The following is a 24,814-nucleotide window of genomic DNA, read 5'->3' as shown; positions in this document are numbered from 1 at the left end:
CCCTTAAAAGGCTGTTTTCATTGATTCATTTCTTCTCCATTTACGATGACTTTCTGAAAAAAAGGAGATACTGCATGCTTTAGAGAGAGCGGATACGTGACATCATCGATGACACAATCCTTCATTTTAAAATGAGTGACTGGGGAATGCGCGTATGCTTCAATCTTCACGCCATAACGTCCGCCCTTACTTCTTAACCCCTCTATTTCAATATGACGGACAACTGGACGATGTGGACCAGCATCCCCTTCCTCATACATCATGTCGATACAGACCACCTCATGCTTTAAGCTTTTGATCGTATTGTTTTTAAAATAAATATGTTCAATGGTTCCGCCCCTGACAGAGTTGGTTTTGATACGCAGTGCCCGGTCAAGGTTCGGACTGTCCATTAGATTATCCTCTGCATAGACATATCTGACCCCGCCAGAAATTTCACTGCCAATCGTCACCCCGCCATGGCCATCGCGCATTTCATTTTTACGAATGACAATGTTTTCAGAAGGAACACCGATTCTTCGGCCGTCTTCATTTCTGCCCGATTTAATGGCAATACAATCATCTCCATTATCAAAATAACACTCTTCAATGAGCACATTCCGACAAGATTCTGGATTTACCCCATCTGTGTTAGGACCATGGCCTATCACATTGACTTGGCGAATGATCACATTCTCACTTAGTACAGGGTGAATTTGCCACATTGGTGAATCCTTCACGGTGACGCCTTCAATCAGTACATTGCGACACTCGTATGGCTGGATAAAGCTCGATCTTAAATAATGACCTTCTCCAAATATTCTTTCTTTCACAGGGATCCGCTTTTCTGCCATGTCAAAGAGAAGCTCGCGATCTCTCTCCTGTGAGGGCTGGCCGTTCGTTCCATATTTCCAAGGCCACCAATGATGTTCATCCCCGCTTCCATCCAGTGTTCCAGCACCTGTGATGGCCATATTTTCTGCATGGTGTGCATAAATGAGTGGAGAATAATTATATAATTCGATGCCTTCATACCTTGTGAGAACGAGTGGAAGATAATGAGCTGGTTCTTGGCTAAACTTAACATACGCGTCCTCATGTACATGAAGCTCTACGTTGCTTTTTAATTCAAGGGCACCTGTTAAAAATGTTCCACTTGGAATGTGCACACGTCCCCCTTTCAGGCGGTGTGCATCATCAATTGCGGTCTGAATCGCTTTTGTAGAAAGCTCTTTCCCTTGAGGATCTGCACCATATTGCGTGACATTAAATTCACGATCTGGAAAGACCGGTGCTTTCATCTGTTGTAAAATGTCATCAATCTCATCATTTATTTTGTCTGTCATTTGTTTCTTTGTCATTTCCTTCCCCCTCTCCACCTATAGGGTGACACCTGTTTTAAAAATTGCCAGCTCTCTAAAATTGTTTTTCTCATGATTTAATTGTTTGCCGCTCGCCACTTCAATGACAGTTGAAATAAAAGATTCCAACACGACATCTTCTGGAACATCTTCTAGCAGTTCTCCAGCATTAAAATCAATCCAGTGTTTTTTCGTCTCATATAAAGCAGTGTTGGTCGATATCTTCATTGTAGGAACAAACGTACCGAATGGGGTTCCTCTGCCTGTTGTAAAAAGTACTAACTGACAACCTGAAGCAGCAAGAGCCGATGAAGCAACCAAATCATTCCCTGGTGCACTTAAAAGATTCAGCCCTTTTCGTTTGAGGAGTTCCCCATATTTCAACACATCTTTAATGTCAGAAGTACCTGCTTTTTGTGTACATCCAAGAGATTTATCTTCTAATGTCGAAATTCCACCTGCTTTATTTCCCGGGGAAGGATTTTCATACACTGGTTGTCTATGATCAAGAAAGTACTGTTTAAAATCATTAATCATTTGTACAATATTGTCGAAGATTTCTTCTGATTCTGCTCTCTCCATTAAAATGGTTTCAGCACCAAACATTTCTGGTACTTCTGTTAAAACCGTTGTTCCCCCTTGGGCTACAATAAAATCAGACAGTCTTCCTAAAAGAGGATTTGCCGTAATGCCAGAAAACCCATCTGATCCGCCACACTTCAGACCGATTTTCAGTTCAGATAACGGGATCTCTTCTCGCTGATCCCCTTTAGCCGCTTCATAAATCTCCTTAAGGTAAGCGACACCTGCATCAATTTCATCACCGACTTCTTGGCTTCTTAAAAATTTGACCCTCTCTTTGTCATAATCACCGAGTGTAGATTTGAAATCCTCTATATCGTTATTTTCGCATCCAAGTCCTAAGACAAGTACGCCTCCAGCATTCGGATGCTTCACGGCATTTTGCAAAATGGTCTTTGTATTCTCATGATCATCCCCAAGTTGTGAGCATCCATAGTTATGTTTTAACACGAGAGCCGTTTCAAAAGGGTGAATGTTCCCGCCCATTTCAGAGGTGAAAATTTGAATGATTTGGTCGGCGATGCCATTGACGCACCCGACTGTCGGCACGATCCAAAGCTCATTTCGTATTCCACACGCTCCATTTTTTCTTTTATAGCCTTTAAATGTGAGAGTCGTTTTTTCATAACGATTTTCCGTAAAAGAAGGGCGATATTCGTAATCAAGTTTTCCTGATAGATTGGTTTTCATATTATGTGTGTGCACCCATTCTCCAGCTAATATTGGCGAAGTCGTGTGGCCAATCGGGTATCCGTATTTGATGACATTGTCATTTTGCCCGATATCAACGAATGCAAATTTATGACCTTTTGCGACGGTTTCTTTCAACACAACTGTATGACTGCCATGCACAAGCTTCGTCCCTTGCTCTATCACATTTAACGCAATGCCCACATTGTCTGAAGGGTGAATCACAATAAACTCTTTCATGCTTTTTCCCCCTGACTTTCAAATTGATGGTGCAACATACGATGAACAGCTGCTCTCATCCCATGTTCATGTATGAAAGTAAGCTGATCGACAACTGCATCACGTAAGCCCTCTATTTGCGTTAAATCTTCTCCCCACATTTGCTTGTTTGATAGAATACTAGATGCCATTAATTCATAGGATTGATTTTTCTCCCATGCGGCCTTCATCAAAGCCATCACCGTCTCATCATCTTTTATCGCTTCCTCACATTCTTTGTAAAAATAGATCAGACTGCTAAGTGAAAATACGAGCTTGATCGGCAGTTGTTTTTTTAGTGCAACGTAATCCAACAACGAGGGGAGTAAGCGAGTCTGGAATTTCGATATGCCATTTAAGGCAATATCCATCAATTGATGCTTTACAAACGGATTACAAAATCGATCCCAAACAGATTGTGTGTAAAGATATAATTCCTCATCAGGAAGCGGAACCCCCGGCAGTACTTCTTCCTCCAACATGCTTCGAATAAATGGACCAACAAGCGCATCATTTACCGCCTCGTTTACTGTCTCCAATCCACATAAGATCGCAATCGGCACCATCGCTGTATGTGCGCCATTTAGAATACGTACCTTTCTTGTTCGATAAGGTGAAATATCATCGACAAACAGTACATTTAACCCTGCCTCTTGAAAGGGGAGCTCTTGTCGTACAAAGGAAGGTGCTTCAATCACAAACAGATGATAATATTCCGCTGTCACAAGTAGTTCATCTAGATAACCGTCCTCTTTTTGTACCACTTCCGCCGTTTCCTTAGAAAACCCCGGTACAATCCGATCAACAAGCGTATGACAGAACGTGTTGGCCTCGTTGACCCATGTCAAAAAGGAACGTGGAAGATTCCATTCGTTTGCCATACGGATGATATACTCCCTTAAGCGCTTCCCGTTTTGTTCTACCAATTCACAAGGAAGGATAATGAGTCCCTTCGTATGATCTCCAGAAAATGTCTTAAACCTGTGATACAAAAAGGCTGTCAGCTTTCCCGGAAAACTCACCTGAGGTCGGTCCTCCAGTCGATCCTCATGTCTATACGTCAACCCCGCCTCCGTCGTATTTGAAAACACAAAGCGCAGATCAGGATTCTCTGCCACATGGAGAAATCTTTCATAATCCGTATAGGTACTGATTCCTCTACTGATGGATTGAATGATCATCCGTTCATTGATTTCCTTCTGATCATGAAAGCCTTGTATACATAATGTGTACAAGCCATCCTGCTCATTTAAAGTACTGACAGAGCCCTTACGAGGAGGAACAACAACCGCCCTCCCTTTAAATGAAGTGGTGTCATTCAATTTCTGGATTTGCCAATTGATAAAACCGCGCATAAAATTCCCTTCACCAATTTGGAGAATGGTTTCCGGGTAGTTGGCCGTCGGGTAGACAGTTTTGGATAATCGTTTCAAACAGTTTCCCCTCCTTCATCGATTGCACACGTGAACATTTCATGTCAAAAGGTGCTGATTAATGCACCTTTTTGACTGAATCCCTCATCATCAATTCTGTGTGGACGTACACTTTTTGCGGATGTTCTTCTTTCTTTTCTCCATTCATGACTGAAAAAAGAGCTTCTGCTCCAAGCGCACACATTTTTTCAATAGGCTTTTTCACTGTTGTGAGCGCAGGAGTCGTATACGATGAAAATGCGATATCGTCAAAGCCGATAATGGACATATCATCTGGACATGTTTTTCCTTTCGCATATAAAGCATTAATCGCACCAATGGCCATATCATCATTTGAGCAAAATAGCGCTGTTGGTGGGTGTTCAAGTGCAAGTAAGGCTCCCATTGATTCAAAGCCGCTTTTCATGTGATAGTCGCCTTTGATCATATATTCTTTTTTCATTGGCACGTGATGATCAATTAACGCTTGCAGGAAACCAGCTTTTCTTTCCTGAGTCGATTTAAAGCCTTCTTTTCCCTCTATCATGGCAATTTCCTTATGGCCTTGCTGAATGAAAAAGTGGGCAGCTTGATATGCACCTTGACTATCATCAGCTAATATATTCATCACTTCTTCACTTTCTACACGACGGTTGAGCACAATGATCGGTATGCCTTGGTTTTTCACATGATGGATAAAGGCTTCGTCGTGCTCGCTTTGACTCATAAGCAAAATGCCGTCATATCGCTGTTTATGAATCGTTGTGTAATCTTGAAAATCGTCAATCCCTCTTACAAACATATTATAGTGCTCCGTCATCACACGATTGACACCCTTTAGCGCATCAACGAAGAAGCTTGAGGATGTACCTTCCGTTAAGCTCGTAAAAAATAGCCCAATCGTAAATGATTTTTGTGACACAAGGCCTCTGGCATGAACATTCGGAGAATAATTCAGTTGCTTTGCAATCGACAAGATTTTCTGTCTTGTTTTCTCTTTAATAAAAGGACTATTATTTAAAGCCCTTGATACCGTGGTATGAGAGACATTTGCCAATTTTGCTATATCTTTAATTGTGACTGTCATGCTAATTCCGCCTCTTATGATTTTTTACCATCATCTTACCATAAAAACGTTTTCATTTTTTGTCTTTTTCTTCAAGTGTTGATCCTTTTCTGGTTTTGTTGGCCTGCTCGCTCAAATTGAAAGTACTGTTTGGCATTTTCATAACTAATCCCTTTGACAATGTCCCCTAACAAGGAAAGGTCATTTGGCACTTCACCTTTTTCGACCCACTCTCCTATGATGTCACAAAGCAATCTTCTAAAATACTCATGTCTCGTATACGATAGAAAACTCCGTGAATCCGTCAGCATGCCAATGAAGCGACTAATTAATCCGATACTTGATAGGGCCATCATCTGTTCTGTCATTCCCTGCTTCGTATCATTGAACCACCAAGCAGTCCCATGCTGGATTTTCCCTGGCGTTGTTCCATCTTGAAAGCTACCAGCCAATGTCGAAATCACTACGTTATCTCTTGGATTTAAGGAATAGAGAATCGTTTTCGTTAATGCATGTTCTCTCTCTAATTGATCCATGATTCGGCATAGCGGTTTCGCAATATCCTCATCATTCATCGCATCATATCCTGTATCCGGTCCAAGCCGCTCAAGCATTTTTGAATTGTTATTTCTAAGCGCATTGATATGAAGCTGCATCGCCCAATCACGCTCACAATATGCACGACATAATGCAATAAACGTATGTGTCTTAAATTTGATGCTCTCTTCTTTTGTTAACCGTTGATTCGATAACCTTTTATCAAAAATGATCTCCACTTCTTCTTCAGTCGTTTCTTCATACACCATCTCATTGATTGCGTGATCTGAAATCAAACATCCTTGTTCATGGAAAAAATCAATTCGCTTATGAAGTGCTTTCAAAAAATCCTCGTATGAATGGATGGGGGTCGCGGATACCTCTGCTAGCTGATGCACATAATCTATAAACAAATCAGCCGTAATATCAAGAGCCTTATCAGGACGAAATCCTGGCAACACTTGCACAGAAAAGCCTTCTTCACGCAACTTTTGGTGATAGGATAACGAATCAATCGGATCGTCTGTTGTCACAACTGTTTCAACATTGGATTTCAAGATAAAGTCTCTCGCACCAAAGCCCTCTCCCTGCAGTTTTTCATTCACTTTCTGCCATATGATGTCTGCGTTTGCTTCATTCAAAAGTTCATAAACACCGAAATATCGCCTCAGCTCTAAATGCGTCCAATGATAGAGAGGATTTCCTATGGTCATTGGGACGGTTTTCGCCCAGGCTAAAAATTTCTCTTGATCTGATGCATCGCCTGTTACGTGCGTTTCGGGAATGCCATTTGCTCTCATGGCACGCCATTTGTAATGATCGCCGTAAAGCCATGCTTCGGTGATATTTTGAAATGTTTTATTTTCATATATCTCCTTCGGACTCAAATGACAGTGGTAATCAATGATTGGCAGGTCTTTAGCAAACTGATGATATAACTTCTCCGCCGTTTCGCTGTTTAATAAAAACTGATCATCTAAAAAAGCTTTCATCAAACTCCCCCATCTCCCAATATATTAAATACATATTGTTCACGTTAACAATTTTATTGTAATCGTTTACATTGTCAATTTCAATCCGAAAACAGAAAAAAGCGACTTCCTTTTAAAAAGAAAATCGCTTTTTCACTATTTTACAGGGGGTGATTTTTTAAGGATAATCGAAATAGTTGTTCCTACATCCATTTCACTTTCGACTTGAATATCACCGTCATGCAACAAGACGAGTTCTTTTGCAATAGCAAGACCTAGCCCCGTTCCATTCGTTGGATCATTCGTATTTGTTCCTCTATAATAACGATTAAACAGATGATCCACCGTTTCTTGTGCCATTCCGCAGCCATTGTCTTTCAATTCGATCTGAACTTCTTCATTCGTTTCAGATAAAATCGTAGAAATATGTGTCCCTTTTTGATTATGCTTCACGGCATTTGCGAGCAAGTTCTCAATCACTCTTCTAAACCAAGCTTTATCAATTTCAAAGGTAACGCCATTCGTTTCGTCTACAAAGGATGAAGGATGATCTTCAGAAAATGAACTTCTTGCAAACTCGTCCATAATTGATGCTAAAAATGCTCCAAGATCGATAGGCTTTCGGTTAATTGGTAATGCACCATTTTTCAAGCGATAAGTGAGATTTAGATCCTCTATTAAGGTCGACATATATTCAGACTTCTCACGAATCACTTGTCCCATCTCCATGACTTCTTCCTTCGACCATTGATATTGATCCGATTCGAGCATGAGGCCATACCCATAGATCGTACTAAGTGGGGTTTTCAAATCATGTGACAAACCTGCAATCCATTCTTCTCTTGTCGTTTGAATCTTTTTGCGGTTTACCTCATTTTCTTTTAACGTATGAGTGAGCTGATCCATTGTTTTTAGGATATCCTCAAACAATCGGTATTCCCGTTTAATACGTCCCTTTTTATTTTTGCTAACTGGAATCCCTTTTCTATTTGTTGGCTCCTGCAATTTATTTCTTGATAAAAAAATCAACCAACGAATAATATGATAGATTGGTAGTCCGTAGCGATACGAATACCATAATGTCATCACAATAATGACTGCAAGTGCAAGTCCGGCAATGATCGTCGTACTATATTGATTCAAAGCTTCTGTCTCAAGATAATAAAGTTCATCTGGACTGTACACTTTATTGGGCACTGATACGATGATATATCGATTCTGATTTACTTTGATATAGGATAAGTCATTTTTAAATTCCCAAGGCTTTGATTGGTACTTCAGCAATTCAATATCTGTTACGTTGCTTTTCAACATATTTTTTGAACGAATGCCTGTTAAATATTTACCTTCTTCATTAAATAAATGAACCGATCCATTCATTCTTTTTAAGAATGCTTTTGTTTGCTCTGAATATTGAGATAGCGCAGCAAGATCTTTCTCGTGTTGTTTTAAATAGTTGGCGACCTTCGTGCTGTTCGTCTTAAACCCATAGAGCACGATATAGCTTTCATGGTCCATTTCAATTGGCCAATAGTACATCTTATAATCTTTAAACTGCCCTGTTTCAAAGATCTTAATCATTTCATCCTTTTGATAGGAAGTTGGAATACTTTGCGGCAAATGATAGCTATAGGCACTTTGTTTCTTTGAATCGATGACTTGTAGCCAACCGTCGCGCCTTTTGACTGCCTGTTTGAGCTGATCATCTGCTTCCATTTCTCCATCCTCATTAAAGTAAAGCCAGCTCATGAGGGTATCTTCATTCGCCTTTGTTAAACCGGTTTCGGTCATATTTTCGAAGGATTTCTTAATAGATACATTTTCAGAGAATGTATCTCCGATCAACAGGATGGCAATGACAATAAACATTTGTCCGACAAAGTGAAAGAAAAGTCTTATTCGTAAATTCATAAATTAATTGAGAACCTTCGCAGGATGCGGAATAAATTTATATCCCATGCCACGGATGGTCACAATATATTCAGGATGACTTGGGTCTAATTCTATCTTTTCTCTCAGCTTTCGAATATGGACCATGACAGTGTTGTTATCACCATATGATGGGACTCCCCAAACTTTCTCATAGATTTGATCTTTTGAAAGTACAACATTTGGATGATCACAAAAATACTTCAGCAAGGACAACAGCTGCGCTGAGCAGGCGGTCACCTCTCCTCTTACTTTCAATTCTGCTGCGTGCGGATAATAAGAGAAATGGGCATACTCATATTGGTTATGTGTCACTCCGTGTTCCTCTTGTATCGAAATATATGTTCGATTTAAGTGAGCCTTAATTCTAGCCACGAGCTCTAATGGGTTGAATGGCTTCGTGATATAATCATCTGCTCCTTGTGCAAAGCCTGTCAATTTATCTACATCAGACGTTCTTGCAGTTAAAAAGAAAATAGGCGCCTTCGTATATTTTCTCATTTCAGGAAGCACGTCAAAACCAGATTGACCGGGCATCATCACATCTAGAAGTAAAAGGTGGATATCTTCGTTTTTCACAATATCTAATGCTTCATCTGCATTGTAAGCTTTATAAATATGTTGAAAACCTTCTTTTTTCAGTACGCGTTCAACCATTTTTACAATTGCTTCTTCGTCGTCTGCAATCAATATTTTTGCTGTTTCCACGCATCTCTTTCCTTTCTAGCTTGATCTCTAACCGTATATTACCATTGTCCAAAGTAAAAAAGTACCTCTTTTCTGCATAAAAGCGAAAAAATATCAACTAAAAAGTATATAACTTACTAAATCTCTGAAAAAACAAAAAAACCCGGAGTTGCCCCCCGAGTTACTTGTACAGTTTTTTATCCATTCACAGCTTCTAGCTTTCTTTCCTCGTTGATTAAATCATATGTTAAACAGATCGGTTTGTTGGTTCTTGGATCAAGGACGATTTCTGCATCGATGTGAAATACTTGACGAAGCACTTCTTTTGTCATGACTTCATGTGGCGTCCCATCTTTGATCACTTTGCCTTGATTGAGCGCAATCATATAATGCGAGAATCGGGCTGCATGATTTAGATCATGGATGACCATCAGTACTGTACGTCCTTGTTCACGATTTAAACGCTCTAACAACTGAAGAATCTCAAGCTGGTGGGCGAGATCTAAATATGTTGTTGGTTCGTCTAGTAGTAGCAATTCTGTCTCTTGAGCGAGTGCCATAGCAATCCATACCCGTTGACGTTGTCCACCAGAGAGGGCTTCAATTGGTCGATCATGAAATGCGATCATGCCTGTTTCCTCTAGCGCCCACCTAATGATACGTTTATCTTCATTTGATAAACGACCAAATCCGGTTTGATGCGGGAAACGACCATAGGACACAAGTTCATAGACAGTCAGTCCACTTGGTGCCTCTGGTGTTTGTGGCAAGATCGCCATTTGTTTTGAGATCTCTTTGGTTGGCGTTTGATGAATGGCTTTCCCATTTAGATATACGACGCCTTGATGAGATTTCATGATGCGGGACATTGTTTTGAGAATGGTTGATTTCCCGCAGCCATTTGGCCCAATTAATGTAGTGACTTTGCCTTTTGGGATGCTGATATTTAAATCGTCTACAATGAGACGATCATGATAGCCGATGCTTAGCTTTTCAGTTTCGAGCGATTTCATATGTTATTCTCTCCTTCCTCATGCGTTCGTTTTCATTAATAAATAAATGAAGTAAGGTGCACCTAAAGCAGAGACGACAAGCCCGACTGGCACTTCTGACGGTGCAAGTATGACACGTCCAATGGTATCCGCTAGTAACAAGAGCAATGCGCCAATCATTGCAGAGGCAGGAATCATTCCTTGATGCCTCGGTCCGACAAGCTTTCTTGCTAGATGCGGTGCAGCTAATCCTAAGAACGTAATGCTTCCTGCAACAGCCACGCTCACACCAGCCAGTGCAACAGCAATCAGCATGAGAAAGCTTCTCTCTTTATGAACCGAAATCCCTAAACCATAGGACAACTGATCACCTAAATTCATAATATTTAAGTAACGAGCCCTGCCAACCGCTAACACTAGGAAAATGAGCATCCACGGCATGACGGATAAGACATAAGTCCAGCTCGAACCCCAAATGCTTCCTGATAGCCAAACAATGGCTTGGCTAAAATCGTTTGGGTTCATTTTTAATTGAATCACAACAATCGCTGCTGAAAACGCAGCATTTATCCCAATTCCGGTCAAGATCAATCGAACAGGTGTAATCCCTTTTTTCCACGCTATCACATAGATCAGACATGCAGCAAGCGCTGCACCTGCGAAAGCGAATAACGGCAATACAAAGATCGTGAAATCACCCAGATTTGACACAGAACCTTGAAAGGCAAAAATAAACAACACAACGGCAAATCCCGCTCCTGCATTCACACCGAGGATGCCAGGATCAGCTAAACCGTTTTGAGACACTCCTTGCCAAATGGCACCTGATACAGCGATGGAAGCGCCAACGAGTAAGGCGATGACCATTCTTGGAAGTCTAAATTCAAACAACACCAGTTCATCCATTTCACTTCCAAATCCAAAAAACGTCTTCAATGTATTCAAAGGAGAAATACGAATTTCTCCAGTGTTTAAACTGATTAAGAACACAACCACAATCGCAATAGAGATGATGAGCATGGTTCGTCTATATTTCTTTTTCTTTGCCTGCTGCGCCAATTCCATTAAAGACCGCTCCTTTCACGTCTAGCTAAATATAAGAAGAAAGGAACACCGATGATCGCTGTAATCGCTCCGACTGGCGTTTCAAATGGCGCATTGACAAGCCTTGCCGCAATGTCTGCATAAATGAGCAAAACAGCTCCTAAAATGGCTGTGCATGGAATGATCCATCTATAATCGACACCGACGAGAAAACGAGTGACGTGAGGAATGACAAGCCCGATAAATCCAATGGAGCCTGCCACTGAAACAGCAGCACCTGTTAACAAGATCACAACCAATATCCCAAGCACCTTCACCGTTTTCGTATATTGCCCAAGTCCTTTTGCCAGTTCATCACCTAAGCTAAGTACGGTGATTGACCGGGACAGGATCATGGCGATGATCAGCCCGACAATCGCCACTGGAATGATCATGTGAATCTTCTCCCAATTCACACCTGCTACACCGCCAGCGTACCAGAAACTCATGTCCTGCGCGACGTCAAACCGAATGGCAATCGCTGTAGAAATGGAGGTCAATAGAGCACCAACAGCCGTACCAGCTAGGGCTAGTTTCACTGGGGTTAGACCACCTTTTGAAAGCGTACCGACACCAAAGACAATCGAAGCGCCAAGTGCCGCACCAACAAATGACCATATAATGATTGAAAAAGAAGATTGACCTGGGAAGAATGCGAACGCAATGGCTATAGCAAATGCAGAACCATTTGTGACACCCATTATTTCAGGAGATGCAAGTGCGTTCCTTGTCATCCCTTGCATGATCGCCCCAGATACGGCCAAAAATGCACCGACAAGTGCTGCTGCCACCGTACGTGGCAACCTTAATTCTCTAATAATCTGATGAGAAGTTTCTTGTTTATTGAAATGAAAAATCGCTTCCCACACCGTGTGTAAATGGATATTGGCCGCTCCTAAAGAAACGGATAAAAAAAGACCCATTGCTAAAGCGATTATACCTATTATCATAACAGCTACTGTTCCAAAGGGCTTCGTGACAATTTCTACTGCCTCATCTTTGGCAACCGGCTGACGATTCGAATGTGAGCCCAAATCCTATTCTTCCTTTCGTTCAATATCCCCCTTAATGGTGATAATGATTCTCAATATCGAAGTATAGTATATCACTTTCTTCTCTTTTTGAAATCACTGTTATGATATTTTTAATAAAAAACTAGGAGTTTTTTATTATTTTCTTCTTCAAACAAAATAGTCGCTGTTTTTGTATTCACAACGTGTTACAATAATCAATGATAATCATTCTCAATGATCGCATTGTGAATCATGATATAAAAAAAACGTTTCTCCAGTATTGGAGAAACGCCCGCGTTTAAACCGTTCCCTTCGCAAATCCTTTGGACATGAGTGGATATAGCAAAATGCCCACTAAAAACAAGCCAATTCCGAGAGCGAATGTATCGAAATCTGCTGTTCCTGAGATAATCACCCAAACGGAATATCCCATGGCAATGAGTGCGATGATCCCATCTCGCGTTCGATTCCCTTTTTGCATCTCATACGTATCACCTTGCATGATCACCTTAAAGCTGTAGATGGACGACACGATGTAAGGAATGAGATATGCAAGTGTCGCTGATGTTGTTAAAAAAGTAAAGGCTTCATTGATCGTCCGAGACATGACTGAAAAAATGAACAGCTGGGACATCAAATTCGTGATCGTCAAAGCGAAAACAGGGCTTCCTTTTTTATTTGTTTTTGCGAATACCGCTGGGAAATCACCAGCTTTCGCCGCTTGATAAGGTACTTCTGAACCAAGTAAAATCCAGCCAAGCATTGAGCCAAATAGACAAATGATAGCAAGAAGTGCCATAACAATTCCACCAGCAGGTCCAATAATCAGTTGCAGGACATCGACAAATGGCTTATCTGAGCCTTGCAATTGATCGTGCGGTAGAACGCCCATTGTAATGAGTGTGATGATCATATAGATCGAAAGGGCGATTAAAAGACCTGTAATTGTTGCGCGTTTTACATCTCGCTGTGAAGATGCTCTACCTGACAGGATGACCGCAGATTCTATCCCTACAAACGCCCATAACGTAGAGATCGCTGCGTGGTGGATTTGACCTCCGAGTCCAAGCATACCCTCATTTGTTGAAGCGACTGGGAAGTAATAATGTTCAAATAATGCCGTTTGAAATGCAAATAATCCAGCCACGATAAAAAGGACGAATCCAAGCACCTTAGAAAATGTTGTCACAAAGTTTAATTTACTCGCTGCACTTAAGCTAGTAATTAAAATCGTATGGGTTCCCCATAGTAAAATGGTACATACAATGAAAGTAATCAGTTGCCCAAGGGTAATGGTTTCTTTCCCAAAGGTGAAAATCTCCGTCGTCACCGTTAAAATAGGGAAAAAAGTCGTTAAGTATCCAGCAAGACTCGTAATAATGGCTACATTACTGATCCAGCTTGCCACCCAGTATCCCCATACCATCGTAAAACCAGCCACTTTTCCTTTCTTCGGATCTTTAAAAAGCGCTCTAGCGTAGCTTTGTGGTCCAGCTGTCAGCTGCGGTTTATGCATGGACAAATGTCCAAACACTAGCGCAATCATCAGCACACCACCGCCAGTGACAAGCCATGCCATTGTCACACCTAAAGGACTTGCATGCTGTGCAAGCGTACTCGGGAGCATAAAGATGCCTGACCCTACCATATTTCCAACGACAAAAGCCGTTAATAACCAAAAACCCCATTTTTTCGTCTGTTCCATTTCCGTACCTCCGTATTATTCTCTTTGGACCAGACCCGGCAGTATCTTTTTTGATATATTTGCGAAGCAATGACTTGCATTCTTTATGTTCATTCAGGGCCTTTTCTTCATATGATGCCCCATCTTCTTCAGTCAGAACATAAAAAAAAGCCTGAACAACAGTCCATGCTTTTCAAAACATACACCTGATCTCCGGATAGCCCTCCACGCTTCTAAGACGTGGCAGTCCTGCATTTATTCAATGCAGACCCAGCATAAAGAAAGTTGGAGCCTTCTTTACACTTCGGCGCTGATGCCTTTTTCTCATGATCATCGATTCCATCTCTCCCATAAGTGACTCATCATCCGCGCAACCTCTACCTCACTGAGACATAGCGTGAGGATTTCTATTCATTTTTACTACACGAAGGTTATCAAACATTCTCATTTCTGTCAAAGGGAAAAACATAGAAAGAAGGACAGAGTTACATGTCTCTGCCCTTCTTTCATTATTGTTGATTGTTTTTCTTCTTTTGTACAGCGTCCTGTAGCGGATCGCCTGCAAGTTCTTTACTTGCTTCTTCTAACAGCTGATCTACTTGCTGATGTTCTTTTTCACTTTTCGCTTTTTTCCCTTTTTGGAACAATGACATCATGGCTCCCCCCTTCTCAAAAAATACGAATGCCTCTTTAATGTGTGCGACAGGCTTTCGTATTATTCAATTGGATTGGGCTTCATCATCGGTAAAGGTTTTTCTCATTTTATGCAAATAATCAAGAAATGTCTTGATGTCTTCCTCTGTGAAGTCGGCCATCATATCCTGAATCACCTTACCAAATTGACGTGTATGTTTTTCATAAACAGCCAATCCCTTTTCAGTCGCTTCTAATCGGACAAGTGAATGATTCTCTTTATCCCTTTCTCTCTGAATAAACCCCTGCTCACATAATTTATTGAGGGCAATCGAGGCTGCACCTGGATTTAAAGAAAGCTTTTGTTTCAGCTCCTCAACATGTGATACTTCTCCTTGGATCAAAATAGAGAGGGCATAAATTTGTGGCGGCGTGATGTCTTTTTCTAACTCAAGTAACTTACGGTTTAATTTACGGCTGACTTCATAATGTACTAGAACAATTTCTTTTAACATGTCTGCATTATTCATCCGAATCGCATCCCTTATCGTTAGTGTCGACTTGACTTCTCTCTTATTATAGAATGTTTTTCCAATCCGCCAACTATTTTACCCTTTTTTTCTTTCAATTCGCCTTGCCCAATGTATAGACGCTTGATATAGTGATTACTTGGACGAAAAAAAGAACAGGAGTACGCATCATGACAGGAAAAACACATATCATGGGCGGAATAGCCGCCTCCACAGCCGTCGCCTCCTACTATGGATTCGATCCAGTCACCATGACTGCCGCTGGATCAGTCGGTTCCCTTATCCCAGATCTTTGTCATACGAAAAGCAAAATAGGAAGGAAATTCCCCCTGCTTTCAACATTGATTAGCAGCATGTTCGGGCATCGGACCTTTACACACAGTTTATTGTTCCTACTGATCATTTATTGGATTGCGACAACATACATTCCAAATGATAGCTTTAGTACCGGTTTGCTTGTTGGAATGGCGAGCCACCTTCTACTTGATGCAGGAACAGTGAATGGCATTAAACTCTTATTTCCAGCTTCAATCAAAGTACGTCTTCCCTTTTATGTCAAAACAGGCAGTACGGGTGAACAAGTTGTACTCGCTGTCCTCACCATCGTGACCTGCTATTACATCGCTGTTATTTGCAAATTATCCATACCATTCCATTTTTAAGAGCATGAAAACAGTGTTTTATAAAAATAATAGGATATGAATTGATCATTCCTCATTTTTTTAGTAGTTTTAAGATAAGTGTTTTTACCTTGCAGCTGACTGAATACAGAATGGTGAGGAGCTACATAAATGAAAGCGTTTTTCAAAGATCACTGGTTTTTAGTGTACTCCATCCTTTTTATGTGGATGAAGACATATATCATTTATCAATTCGGATTTCAGATCAGAACAGCCAATTTGTTTCATGAATGGCTGCTCCTCATAAATCCTCTTAGTTTTTTACTTCCTTTGTTTGGGATTGCTCTTTTTTTAAATGGAACCAAACAAAAGGTTTTTTTGTTGACGTCAAATTTTATTCTTACGGCCATTTTAATATCTAATTCGATTTTTTATGGATTCTATATCGATTTCATAACCATTCCTGTGCTATTTCAAGCAAAGAATATGGGGGATATGGGCAGTAGTATGACTGAGCTGTTCCACCCGTTGTTTATCTTGATGTTAATCGATTTTGTCGTGCTTGCTTGGCTCTTAAAGCGTAAACCAACAGCACGAAAAGCCTCATTTAAGACGATTAAAACATATTATGCGATTTGCGTAGGCTTCCTTTTATTCCATGTCAGTTCAGCCATGATAGACCATCCTCGATTTTTAACAAGCTCTTATGATCGAGAAGTCATTGTAAGGAACCTTGGTCTGTTCCAATTCCATCTATATGATGGTGTGGCTCAAACGGCTCGTATCGGACAAAAAGCTTTTGCAGATGAGGATACACTATCAACTGTGGCTAACTATACAAAGGCTGACTACAGTGCACCAAACGAAGAATACTTTGGACTTGCTAAAGGAAAAAATGTCGTATTCATTTCGCTTGAATCTACGCAACAATTTGTCATGGATCAAAAGGTGAACGGGCAGGAAATCACACCATTTTTAAATCAACTTGCCAAAAAGAGCTTTTATTTCGATGAATTTTACCAACAAACAGAGCAAGGGAAGACGTCAGATTCAGAATTCATTGTTGCCAACTCGCTCTATCCATCCAGCAGTGGCGCTGTTTTCTTCACAGCAAGCGACAATGAATATGATACGTTATACAAACAATTGAAAAAAGAAAACTATCAATCCGTCCAATTCCATGCGAATAATAATACGTTTTGGAATCGTGATGTGATGTATCAATCATTTGGCATTGATCGTTTCTATGATGTCGAATCATTTGATGTGAATGAAGAGAATTCCACTGGGTGGGGCTTAAAGGATATCGATTTCTTCGACCAATCAATCGATTATTTGAAAAAATTAAAAGCTCCCTATTACAGCACGTTTATCACTTTGACCAACCATTTCCCATTTGAAATTGATCCAAAAGATCAGTTCATTGATGAGTATGACTCGTCTAGTGAGATATTAAATCGCTATGTGACGACTGTTCGCTATCAGGATGAGGCCATTAAGAAGTTCTTCACCAGCCTAAAGGAAGAAGGGATGTATGAAGATACAATGTTTGTCCTAATGGGTGATCACTATGGCATCTCAGAGGCGCACCATGAGGCGATGGCAGAGCTATTGAAGCAAGACGAGATCACACCGTTCGATGCTGTCAAACTTCAGCGGGTTCCGTTCCTGATTTACATTCCAGGTGTAACAGATCAAGCACCTCAGAAAATTTCTGAAACGGCTGGCCAAATAGACGTGAAACCGACGATTCTCCACCTACTTGGCGTTGAATCAAAGAACTCCATTCAATTCGGAAATGATTTATTCTCAAACGAACGGACACCTTTTACTGTACTGAGAAATGGGAACTTTATTACAGACGATTATCTTTATACAAAAAATACATGCTATGACCAAAAAACGAAAGAGCCTGTGGAAGAAATTGAAGTGTGTCAGCCTTTTATTGAAAAAGCGAATAAAGAGCTTTCCTTATCTGACAAAGTCATCAATGGGAATCTGCTTCGTTTCTACCAGCATTAAAGCCGCCGTTTGGCGGCTTTTTTCGTATTGCATATGGACTTCCCTGACCTGTTTTTTACTGAAACGCTATGAATCGCCAAATAAGTTTGATTATAATAAAGGGAGTCATTTTATAGATACATGATTTGAGGTGTAAACATGAGATATCCACTTTTAGCCTTCATCACTGTTTGTTGTTTGCTTCTAATAGGATGCCAAACAGAGATGGAGTCAGCTAATTCAAATAAAAAGACGGAGCTTGTCATTTCTGCGGCAGTCAGCTTGCAAGATGCATTAAAAGAGATGGCGGCGGATTTTGAAGATCAACATGCCAATGTGAAAATCACATTTAATTTCGGGTCATCAGGTGCCTTAAAGCAACAAATCTCTCAAGGAGCTAACGTCGATCTCTTTCTCTCAGCGGCCAAAGAGCCATTTGATCAACTCGTTCAATCTGGAGACATCGATCAAAAACACGTAAAGGATCTCATTCAAAATGAACTGGTTCTGATTGTGCCAAAAGATCACGCGTCTTCCATCAAGACATTTCACGATCTCACATCTTTAAAAGGAAAGATTGCGCTCGGTACACCTGAATCGGTTCCTGCTGGTACATACGGAAAAGAAACGTTCACCAACCTGAACATATGGGAGCAGATCAAGAGGAAAGTTGTTTACGCAAAGGATGTGCGGCAAGTCCTAAGCTATGTCGAAACAGGGAGCGTTGAAGCGGGGATTGTGTACAAAACGGATGCCCTTGTGTCCAAAAGCGTGCGGATTGTAGATCAAGCGAAAAAAGACCTGCATTCTCCGATCGTTTATCCAATCGGAATTGTGAAAGAGACTGATCACATGTCGGAAGCGAAGTCATTTTTCAACTATCTTCAAACAGATACAGCCGCCTCTATTTTCAAGAAATATGGCTTTCAAGTTCGGTAATGCCTATGTTTAATGAAGAGTTTTTTTCTCCTATATGGCTTTCTGTTCAAATTGCGATCGTTAGCGGCATGTTCGCAACCATTTTAGGTACGACGATTGGTTTTTGGATGGCCCGTACTTCTTTCAAAGGGAAATTAATCATCGAAACGCTCCTGATGATGCCGCTTATCCTCCCGCCAACAGTGATCGGTTTTTTGTTGCTTGTCATTTTTGGAAAACATAGCGTCATTGGTCATGCGATAGAGTGGCTTTTCAATCAGCCTGTCATCTTTACATGGTGGGCGGCGGCGATTGCATCCACAGTGGTCGCATTTCCGCTCATGTACCAATCAGCGAAAGCCGGATTTTCAACGATTGATGCGGATATTGAAGGTGCGGCCAAAGTAGACGGTGCCCATCCGATTCAAGTCTTTACATACATCACCGTTCCACTCGCCTTGCCATCCCTCTTGTCTGGGGCTGTCCTCAGCTTTGCAAGAGCGCTCGGGGAATTCGGCGCAACCTTCATGTTTGCTGGCAACATCCCGGGAAAGACGCAAACACTCCCAACAGCCATCTATGTCGCCATCGATTCAGGACGCATGGAGCTTGCTTGGGCATGGACGATTTGTATTGTCATTCTGTCTTTCATCATGCTTCTCGTTGTGAGGAGTCATAGTACGAGATAAAACCCCCTATGTGAGAATAGGGGGTTAGGTTATACAACATATTTACTTTGACGTTTCATCAACGTATATGTCAAAAATGACAATAAGATAAGGAAGAGTGACATACAAATGACAATTGAGGTCACACTCACTGGAATCGGTTCAAATAACTGATAGTTTCCTTGAAAAGAAAAAAGATGCAAAGCTAAGTTGGCGATCATATTTTTCAAATCAAAAGCACCTAAATTAGGAACCAGTAAGAAATAGACCAAATAGACAACAACAGAAACAAAAAAGCTTCGACATAATGCTCCTACATAAAATACAATTGTACTAAAAAAACAGCTGATAAAAATGACAAAGAGTAATTGAAGCAGTATATGCTGGTTGTAATGGTCTTCATATGTAAATAACTGAACAGATATATCACGGGAAATGACAGAATAAAACACATGACTGGCCATATACGAAAAGAGACAGTTGATAAAAATAAAGAGACAGATAATAGCATACAGAGACAACTGCTTTGAAAACATCACTTGACTCCAATGATTCCGAACTGCCTTTATTTTGATGGTTTTATATTTGACATCATATGTGGATAAATAAATTGCATATAAACCAAATGCTAGAGGATAAAAGATAAATCCCATCCATTCTAAAGTAGTTGAAATGGCTTGTATTGGCTCCATGATATGAAGTGATTGTACAAACTGATCATATTCATATTTTAAGATATTTTCTATGACTTCTCCATCAGCACCGTTTAGTTTCCCTTCTTCAACCTCAACTGGCATCGTCAAAGCCTCTTGTAGATCAATACCAAGTTCTTTATATTCAGTCTCAGTTTTCACATATTGTGCATAGTTTGATTTTGCTGTTTCAGATTGTGCATACAAATTCCATAATGAAATCAATATTAATGGAATGAACAAAATGAAAAATGTTTTAGCATAATGTTGATATAAGAGCTCTTTTTTCATTAGCCTAAAGATATGTTTGATAAATGTCACCCAAATCCTCTCCTTTTTCCTGAAAGTCATGGATTTGAATCATTGATTTGTCCTTTAAAATAAACAATTCATCGACAATAGACGAGTAAAATTCAAATTGATGACCTGTTGCGATAATGGTCATGTCTTTAGACCACTCCTTGATCAACGCTTTTAATTCCATCATTGTGCCATAATCTAAACCATTGGATATTTCATCTAAAAATAAATAGGTTGGTTTGGCTAAAGCAATGAATATAAAACTTAGCTTCTTTCGTTGTCCATAAGAATAATGCTTGACCTTCTTCTTTAGGATCTCATGCGGGAGATATTCACGTGCCAGCGCCTCACACTTTTTTTGATCAATAGGGACATTTAATAATAAGCGTATATTTTGATAACCATTTAAATTTAAATAAAGCGGCGTATCGTCATACATCACCTGGATCTCATGTCTTACTTGTTCGATTGGCTGATTGTGATATAAAATCTCCCCTTCATATTGCTCTAATTGAAGAAGACATTTCATAAAGGTTGTCTTTCCAGACCCATTCTTCCCCATGATGAAATTGACCTTCTGATGTTTGATTTGCAAATGCAAATTTTCGAAAATAGGCTGGTGTCGATATGTTTTTGTCAGTCCTTTTACATGGATCATATGAAAATCCCTTCTTTTTCTTAAAATAGATTTCTCCAACCGTTCACACACAAACTAAAATTTACCATCATATTCTATTGATCGCTATACACATCGATCTTTTTAAGCAAAATTTAAACAAACACGATCGTTAGATGCTGAAATTCACAAAATCTATATTATGAAACAGAAAAAACACCTTCCAATACCCCCAGGAGCGTATCACTCCCAGATCCTATCGAAAGGTGTTTGATTTCAATCATTCTATTTTCTCATCACTCAAACCCAGCAGTCTGGGTATCAGGGTTCGAGCCGACTCGCTCGTCATTATTTAATGCATTGATTTTTTCCATGTCTTCTTCAGAAAGCTCGAAGTCAAAAATGTCTGCATTTTGTTTAATTCGTTCTTCATTGATTGATTTTGGAATCGTGACAACGCCACTTTGTAGATCCCAACGCAGGATCACCTGGGCAACCGTTTTGTCATGACGTGAGGCAATTTCCTTGAGCACCTCGTGATCAAGCAACTTCCCTTGCATCAGTGGTGACCATGCTTCAATTTGAATCCCTTTTTCTTTTGCATATTGACGCAGTTCTTGTAAAGTTAGTTTCGGGTGAAACTCAACTTGGTTAACGGCTGGGACAACTTCCGCATCTTTTAATAGTTCTTCTAGATGATGAACATGGAAGTTACTGACGCCAATGGCTCTTACTTTTCCATCTTTATAAAGCTTTTCAAGAGCTCGCCATGTGTCTTTAAATGTGGCTGCGTTTGGTCCTGGCCAATGAATCAAATAGAGATCTAAGTAATCAAGGCCTAAGCGGTTTAAGCTTGCGTCAAAGGCTGCAAGCGTCTTATCGTACCCTTGATCCGCATTCCATACTTTAGATGTAATAAACAAGTCTTCTCTTTTCACGCCAGATTCTTTGATAGCTTTTCCTACGCCTGTCTCATTTTTATAAACAGCGGCAGTATCAATACTGCGATATCCATTTCGAATGGCTGCTGTGACAGCATCTACGACTTGATTGCCATCCTCCACTTTAAATACACCTAAACCAAACCAAGGCATTTCTACTCCATTATTCAGTGTTACGGTATCATTTAAGCTTTTGACCATGTTCACAACCACCTTTTCATAGATTCCATCTTTTCCATTATCTCATGTTGTGTCTGAAAACTCTAATACAAGCGTTTTCATTGTAACAGGAAACCTTTTTGATTGTCCTTTTCCTCCACCTTAAAACAAATGATCTATCAAGTATTGGTCAATAATACGGCTTCCATGTCATTAATATATTCTCTTAAATGATGGGCAATATCACGGTTGATATCCCCATTTTCATATAAGGTTTGTATTTCGTTCCGAATCGACTGTACAGCTCGAAAGTTTAATTCCTTTTTCTTTCGGTCAAAGACACGATCTTTTGGCTGAAAGAAAGCTGGACCGTGTACACAGCGAAAAATCACCTGATTATAAAAATCAATGACTTGATCACACGTTTGTTGATTTTGCTCAGTCATGTGTCGTTTGATAGAATCCACAGCCGCTTCAGCCGTGATCTTTCGGATTTGTTTGTATGACGTTTCGTTTTCTAAAATGCCGCCTGACATGCGCTGTTGTGGACGCCATAGTTGGAGCCACTGAAGTACACGCAGAAACTTCACTTTTGAAAAACGAATTTTAAATGAGTTTGAATAGAGCATTTCCAGCTCATGAAACCTCTCTTGAAGCTCATAGGCTTCTTCTTTCTGTATTTTTCCTTCTTCTATTAATTCCTGCAATTTGACTTGTTCTGCTTTGATGCCATGCAGTCTGATTTTTCTTTCCTGTTTTCTCATTCCAAGATGATATGGCTCACGCTGAACATTTCTCAGTTTCATTCTATATTCATGAATCAGGGCAAGGGAGACCTCTCGATTATCCTCATTCATGTTCTCTCTTAATGTTTTAATGGCACTTCTCAATAACTTCCGCTTGGCATGCTGAATTTTCGTATCTAAGTCGATATCTCCTTGCTTGTCTTTTTTCTCAGATAATAGTGGCAATAGCACACTAGCCAAAATCAATGTGCATAAAATCACCCCAGCTGCGAGAAAAATCATGAGATGCCGCTCTGGAAATGGTGATCCGTCCGCCAGAGTAAATGGGATCGAAAATGCACCAGCTAATGTAACAGCACCACGAACACCGGAAAATGTCATCAGCATGGCTTCACGAAGCTTTGGCTTTTTCATTTGCCGCTTGATTGCTGCCGTCCATTGTCCTGCCCAGAATAGCCAGACCCATAAAAACCTTAAGATCATAAGACATAGCGTAATCATCAGAATGTACCCAATGACCTGTATGTTATTAAACGCCTCATCTTGGAAGATAACGGCTGACACATCGGGGATTTGCAAACCAAGCAACACAAAAACAAGACCGTTTAAAATAAATAAAATGATATTCCACGTATTTGTTGAAGCAATTTGCAATTTGGCTAAGTTCGCTTCCATTCTGTCTTGCAAAATGGCATGCGTGACTCCACCTGCTACGACAGCTAAAATGCCGGATACGCCGATTTCTTCTGCTGCCAAATAGATCACAAAAGGGGTTAATATTTGCAGGATCATGTGCATGGTGACATCATCCATTCCTAATCGGCGAAGAAAGAAGCGAAAACGAATGATAAAGAAGGATAGGATAAATCCAGTCAATAAACCACCTACGGCAATAAGAACAAAGCTAAAGGACGCTTCCGCAATTGAAAAAGCCCCCGTCACTGTTGCGGCAATGGCAAATTTAAAAGCGACAAGGCCTGATGCATCGTTCATCAATCCTTCGCCTTCCAGCAGTCTCATCATGCCCCTTGGCATATTGACTCGACTAGATAACGCACTGACAGCAACGACATCTGTTGGTGATAATATCGCGGCAAGCGCAAAAGCCGCTGGAAGTGGAATACTTGGAATCATCCAATGAATCGTATACCCTGCTACAATGACTGTCGCAAACACCAAACCGAGCGCTAACAGTAAGATAGGGGCTCTTAATTTCCAAAGCTCGTCCCTTGGGGTCCGCTTTCCGTCATTAAATAACAGCGGCGCAATGAATAACACGAAAAACAACTCAGGATTTAACGTAATATGTAGACCTGAAGGAAAAGCTGCGATCAAAATTCCTAACCCCACTTGAATGAGCGGGACTGGAATAAAGGGGACAAACCGATTGATAATATTAGATGACGCAATGAGTGCTAGTAATACAAGCACTGCTAGAAAAATCTCCAATGGAACATCTCCCTCCTTTTTCTTTTGATGTCACGGTGTTTTTACTTACATGCCCTGATATGTTGACTTCACCTTGCCCTGATAACATTAGTATGTCGCAAATGGTAAAACCAACACATGACAGTCCATCTAGGCAAAAAAAAGCTGAATATCTGAATTCAGCCGCATGACAAAAGTTTCATTACATGTATTGTTCCAATTAAGAATAGAATGTCCGTTTTTATTTTACATGAAAACGCCCTCTTTTGCTGATATCGCGCTCTTTGTCAAAATAAAAAAAGAGAGCGAAAACGCCCT

The 24,814-nt window shown here is 40.4% G+C and carries 21 protein-coding genes and 1 riboswitch; of the genes, 4 read left to right on the top strand and 17 right to left on the bottom strand.

Features of this window, described 5'->3' with window-relative positions:
- Window positions 1-17 precede the first annotated feature (17 nt).
- The 13 genes from AB1K80_RS11665 to AB1K80_RS11605 form a co-directional block, all read right to left on the bottom strand.
- Entirely contained in the window at window positions 18-1,340 is a 1,323-nt protein-coding gene (locus tag AB1K80_RS11665; RefSeq protein ID WP_412856791.1) for a glycoside hydrolase family 28 protein, read from the bottom strand.
- Window positions 1,341-1,358: 18 nt separating this feature from the next.
- A complete protein-coding gene (locus tag AB1K80_RS11660; protein WP_412856790.1) occupies window positions 1,359-2,852 on the bottom strand; it encodes a UxaA family hydrolase in 1,494 nt (497 codons plus the stop codon).
- A complete protein-coding gene (locus tag AB1K80_RS11655) occupies window positions 2,849-4,303 on the bottom strand; it encodes a tagaturonate reductase (RefSeq protein ID WP_412856789.1) in 1,455 nt (484 codons plus the stop codon). The genes AB1K80_RS11660 and AB1K80_RS11655 overlap by 4 nt, the downstream gene beginning before the upstream one ends.
- 58 nt (window positions 4,304-4,361) lie before the next feature.
- Window positions 4,362-5,369 carry a LacI family DNA-binding transcriptional regulator gene (locus tag AB1K80_RS11650; RefSeq protein ID WP_412856788.1) on the bottom strand — a complete coding sequence of 336 codons (1,008 nt, stop codon included), beginning with the start codon at window positions 5,367-5,369 and terminating at the stop codon, window positions 4,362-4,364.
- A gap of 71 nt (window positions 5,370-5,440) precedes the next feature.
- Window positions 5,441-6,877 carry a glucuronate isomerase gene (gene uxaC / locus AB1K80_RS11645; RefSeq protein ID WP_412856787.1) on the bottom strand — a complete coding sequence of 479 codons (1,437 nt, stop codon included), beginning with the start codon at window positions 6,875-6,877 and terminating at the stop codon, window positions 5,441-5,443.
- A 135-nt stretch (window positions 6,878-7,012) separates the two neighbouring features.
- Window positions 7,013-8,767 carry a sensor histidine kinase gene (locus AB1K80_RS11640; RefSeq protein WP_412856786.1) on the bottom strand — a complete coding sequence of 585 codons (1,755 nt, stop codon included), beginning with the start codon at window positions 8,765-8,767 and terminating at the stop codon, window positions 7,013-7,015.
- 3 nt (window positions 8,768-8,770) lie between these two features.
- A complete protein-coding gene (locus AB1K80_RS11635) occupies window positions 8,771-9,493 on the bottom strand; it encodes a response regulator transcription factor (protein WP_412856785.1) in 723 nt (240 codons plus the stop codon).
- Window positions 9,494-9,669: 176 nt separating this feature from the next.
- A complete protein-coding gene (locus tag AB1K80_RS11630; protein WP_412856784.1) occupies window positions 9,670-10,485 on the bottom strand; it encodes an ABC transporter ATP-binding protein in 816 nt (271 codons plus the stop codon).
- Window positions 10,486-10,503: 18 nt separating this feature from the next.
- Window positions 10,504-11,529 carry a FecCD family ABC transporter permease gene (locus AB1K80_RS11625; protein ID WP_412856783.1) on the bottom strand — a complete coding sequence of 342 codons (1,026 nt, stop codon included), beginning with the start codon at window positions 11,527-11,529 and terminating at the stop codon, window positions 10,504-10,506.
- The gene (locus tag AB1K80_RS11620; protein ID WP_412856782.1) at window positions 11,529-12,581 is read right to left on the bottom strand and encodes a FecCD family ABC transporter permease; all 1,053 of its coding nucleotides are present in this window, start codon (window positions 12,579-12,581) and stop codon (window positions 11,529-11,531) included. Before AB1K80_RS11620 ends, AB1K80_RS11625 begins: the two co-directional genes overlap by 1 nt.
- Window positions 12,582-12,858: 277 nt before the next feature.
- Window positions 12,859-14,265 (bottom strand): amino acid permease, encoded by a 1,407-nt coding sequence (locus tag AB1K80_RS11615; RefSeq protein ID WP_412856781.1) that lies wholly within the window; start codon window positions 14,263-14,265, stop codon window positions 12,859-12,861.
- Window positions 14,266-14,454: 189 nt separating this feature from the next.
- A riboswitch (Lysine riboswitch) is annotated at window positions 14,455-14,632 on the bottom strand.
- A 121-nt stretch (window positions 14,633-14,753) separates the two neighbouring features.
- On the bottom strand, window positions 14,754-14,900 hold the full coding sequence (gene sspJ / locus AB1K80_RS11610) for a small acid-soluble spore protein SspJ (protein WP_412856780.1): 147 nt from the start codon (window positions 14,898-14,900) through the stop codon (window positions 14,754-14,756).
- Between the two features lie 63 nt (window positions 14,901-14,963).
- A complete protein-coding gene (locus AB1K80_RS11605; RefSeq protein ID WP_412856779.1) occupies window positions 14,964-15,407 on the bottom strand; it encodes a MarR family winged helix-turn-helix transcriptional regulator in 444 nt (147 codons plus the stop codon).
- A 170-nt stretch (window positions 15,408-15,577) separates the two neighbouring features.
- Here AB1K80_RS11605 and AB1K80_RS11600 point away from each other — a divergent pair, with 170 nt between their 5' ends.
- From AB1K80_RS11600 to modB, 4 genes are all read left to right on the top strand, one after another.
- A complete protein-coding gene (locus tag AB1K80_RS11600; protein WP_412856778.1) occupies window positions 15,578-16,069 on the top strand; it encodes a metal-dependent hydrolase in 492 nt (163 codons plus the stop codon).
- Between the two features lie 129 nt (window positions 16,070-16,198).
- Window positions 16,199-18,049 carry an LTA synthase family protein gene (locus tag AB1K80_RS11595; RefSeq protein ID WP_412856777.1) on the top strand — a complete coding sequence of 617 codons (1,851 nt, stop codon included), beginning with the start codon at window positions 16,199-16,201 and terminating at the stop codon, window positions 18,047-18,049.
- Between the two features lie 138 nt (window positions 18,050-18,187).
- The gene (modA, locus tag AB1K80_RS11590) at window positions 18,188-18,967 is read left to right on the top strand and encodes a molybdate ABC transporter substrate-binding protein (protein ID WP_412856776.1); all 780 of its coding nucleotides are present in this window, start codon (window positions 18,188-18,190) and stop codon (window positions 18,965-18,967) included.
- Window positions 18,967-19,635 (top strand): molybdate ABC transporter permease subunit, encoded by a 669-nt coding sequence (modB, locus tag AB1K80_RS11585; RefSeq protein WP_412856775.1) that lies wholly within the window; start codon window positions 18,967-18,969, stop codon window positions 19,633-19,635. Before modA ends, modB begins: the two co-directional genes overlap by 1 nt.
- Before the next feature lie 29 nt (window positions 19,636-19,664).
- Here the strand turns inward: modB and AB1K80_RS11580 are convergent, their stop codons facing one another.
- The 4 genes from AB1K80_RS11580 to AB1K80_RS11565 form a co-directional block, all read right to left on the bottom strand.
- Window positions 19,665-20,627: an ABC transporter permease gene (locus tag AB1K80_RS11580; RefSeq protein ID WP_412856774.1), complete on the bottom strand. Its 963-nt coding sequence runs from the start codon at window positions 20,625-20,627 to the stop codon at window positions 19,665-19,667.
- Complete coding sequence (locus tag AB1K80_RS11575) at window positions 20,602-21,264, bottom strand: ATP-binding cassette domain-containing protein (RefSeq protein WP_412856773.1); 663 nt, start codon at window positions 21,262-21,264, stop codon at window positions 20,602-20,604. Before AB1K80_RS11575 ends, AB1K80_RS11580 begins: the two co-directional genes overlap by 26 nt.
- A 254-nt stretch (window positions 21,265-21,518) precedes the next feature.
- Window positions 21,519-22,364, bottom strand: coding sequence for an aldo/keto reductase (locus tag AB1K80_RS11570; protein ID WP_412856772.1), 846 nt, complete (start codon window positions 22,362-22,364; stop codon window positions 21,519-21,521).
- Window positions 22,365-22,501: 137 nt separating this feature from the next.
- Window positions 22,502-24,517, bottom strand: coding sequence for a Na+/H+ antiporter (locus AB1K80_RS11565; RefSeq protein ID WP_412856771.1), 2,016 nt, complete (start codon window positions 24,515-24,517; stop codon window positions 22,502-22,504).
- Window positions 24,518-24,814 lie beyond the last annotated feature (297 nt).

Origin of the sequence: Bacillus sp. 179-C3.3 HS, assembly GCF_047229225.1 — a bacterium.
In the GTDB taxonomy this organism is placed as follows: Bacteria; Bacillota; Bacilli; order Bacillales; family Bacillaceae; genus Bacillus.
The sequence above is the reverse complement of the archived record's forward strand: the minus strand, read 5'-3'. Positions and strand labels throughout refer to the sequence as shown.

What these genes read in the sequence shown, in the direction of transcription:
- AB1K80_RS11630 (WP_412856784.1), bottom strand. Translation starts at nt 10,485, where the DNA reads ATGAAATCGCTCGAAACTGAAAAGCTAAGCATCGGCTATCATGATCGT.
- AB1K80_RS11605 (WP_412856779.1), bottom strand. Translation starts at nt 15,407, where the DNA reads ATGAATAATGCAGACATGTTAAAAGAAATTGTTCTAGTACATTATGAA.
- AB1K80_RS11600 (WP_412856778.1), top strand. Translation starts at nt 15,578, where the DNA reads ATGACAGGAAAAACACATATCATGGGCGGAATAGCCGCCTCCACAGCC.
- AB1K80_RS11640 (WP_412856786.1), bottom strand. Translation starts at nt 8,767, where the DNA reads ATGAATTTACGAATAAGACTTTTCTTTCACTTTGTCGGACAAATGTTT.
- modA (WP_412856776.1), top strand. Translation starts at nt 18,188, where the DNA reads ATGAGATATCCACTTTTAGCCTTCATCACTGTTTGTTGTTTGCTTCTA.
- AB1K80_RS11660 (WP_412856790.1), bottom strand. Translation starts at nt 2,852, where the DNA reads ATGAAAGAGTTTATTGTGATTCACCCTTCAGACAATGTGGGCATTGCG.
- sspJ (WP_412856780.1), bottom strand. Translation starts at nt 14,900, where the DNA reads ATGATGTCATTGTTCCAAAAAGGGAAAAAAGCGAAAAGTGAAAAAGAA.
- AB1K80_RS11595 (WP_412856777.1), top strand. Translation starts at nt 16,199, where the DNA reads ATGAAAGCGTTTTTCAAAGATCACTGGTTTTTAGTGTACTCCATCCTT.
- modB (WP_412856775.1), top strand. Translation starts at nt 18,967, where the DNA reads ATGCCTATGTTTAATGAAGAGTTTTTTTCTCCTATATGGCTTTCTGTT.
- uxaC (WP_412856787.1), bottom strand. Translation starts at nt 6,877, where the DNA reads ATGAAAGCTTTTTTAGATGATCAGTTTTTATTAAACAGCGAAACGGCG.
- AB1K80_RS11625 (WP_412856783.1), bottom strand. Translation starts at nt 11,529, where the DNA reads ATGGAATTGGCGCAGCAGGCAAAGAAAAAGAAATATAGACGAACCATG.
- AB1K80_RS11650 (WP_412856788.1), bottom strand. Translation starts at nt 5,369, where the DNA reads ATGACAGTCACAATTAAAGATATAGCAAAATTGGCAAATGTCTCTCAT.
- AB1K80_RS11570 (WP_412856772.1), bottom strand. Translation starts at nt 22,364, where the DNA reads ATGGTCAAAAGCTTAAATGATACCGTAACACTGAATAATGGAGTAGAA.
- AB1K80_RS11615 (WP_412856781.1), bottom strand. Translation starts at nt 14,265, where the DNA reads ATGGAACAGACGAAAAAATGGGGTTTTTGGTTATTAACGGCTTTTGTC.
- AB1K80_RS11575 (WP_412856773.1), bottom strand. Translation starts at nt 21,264, where the DNA reads ATGATCCATGTAAAAGGACTGACAAAAACATATCGACACCAGCCTATT.
- AB1K80_RS11665 (WP_412856791.1), bottom strand. Translation starts at nt 1,340, where the DNA reads ATGACAAAGAAACAAATGACAGACAAAATAAATGATGAGATTGATGAC.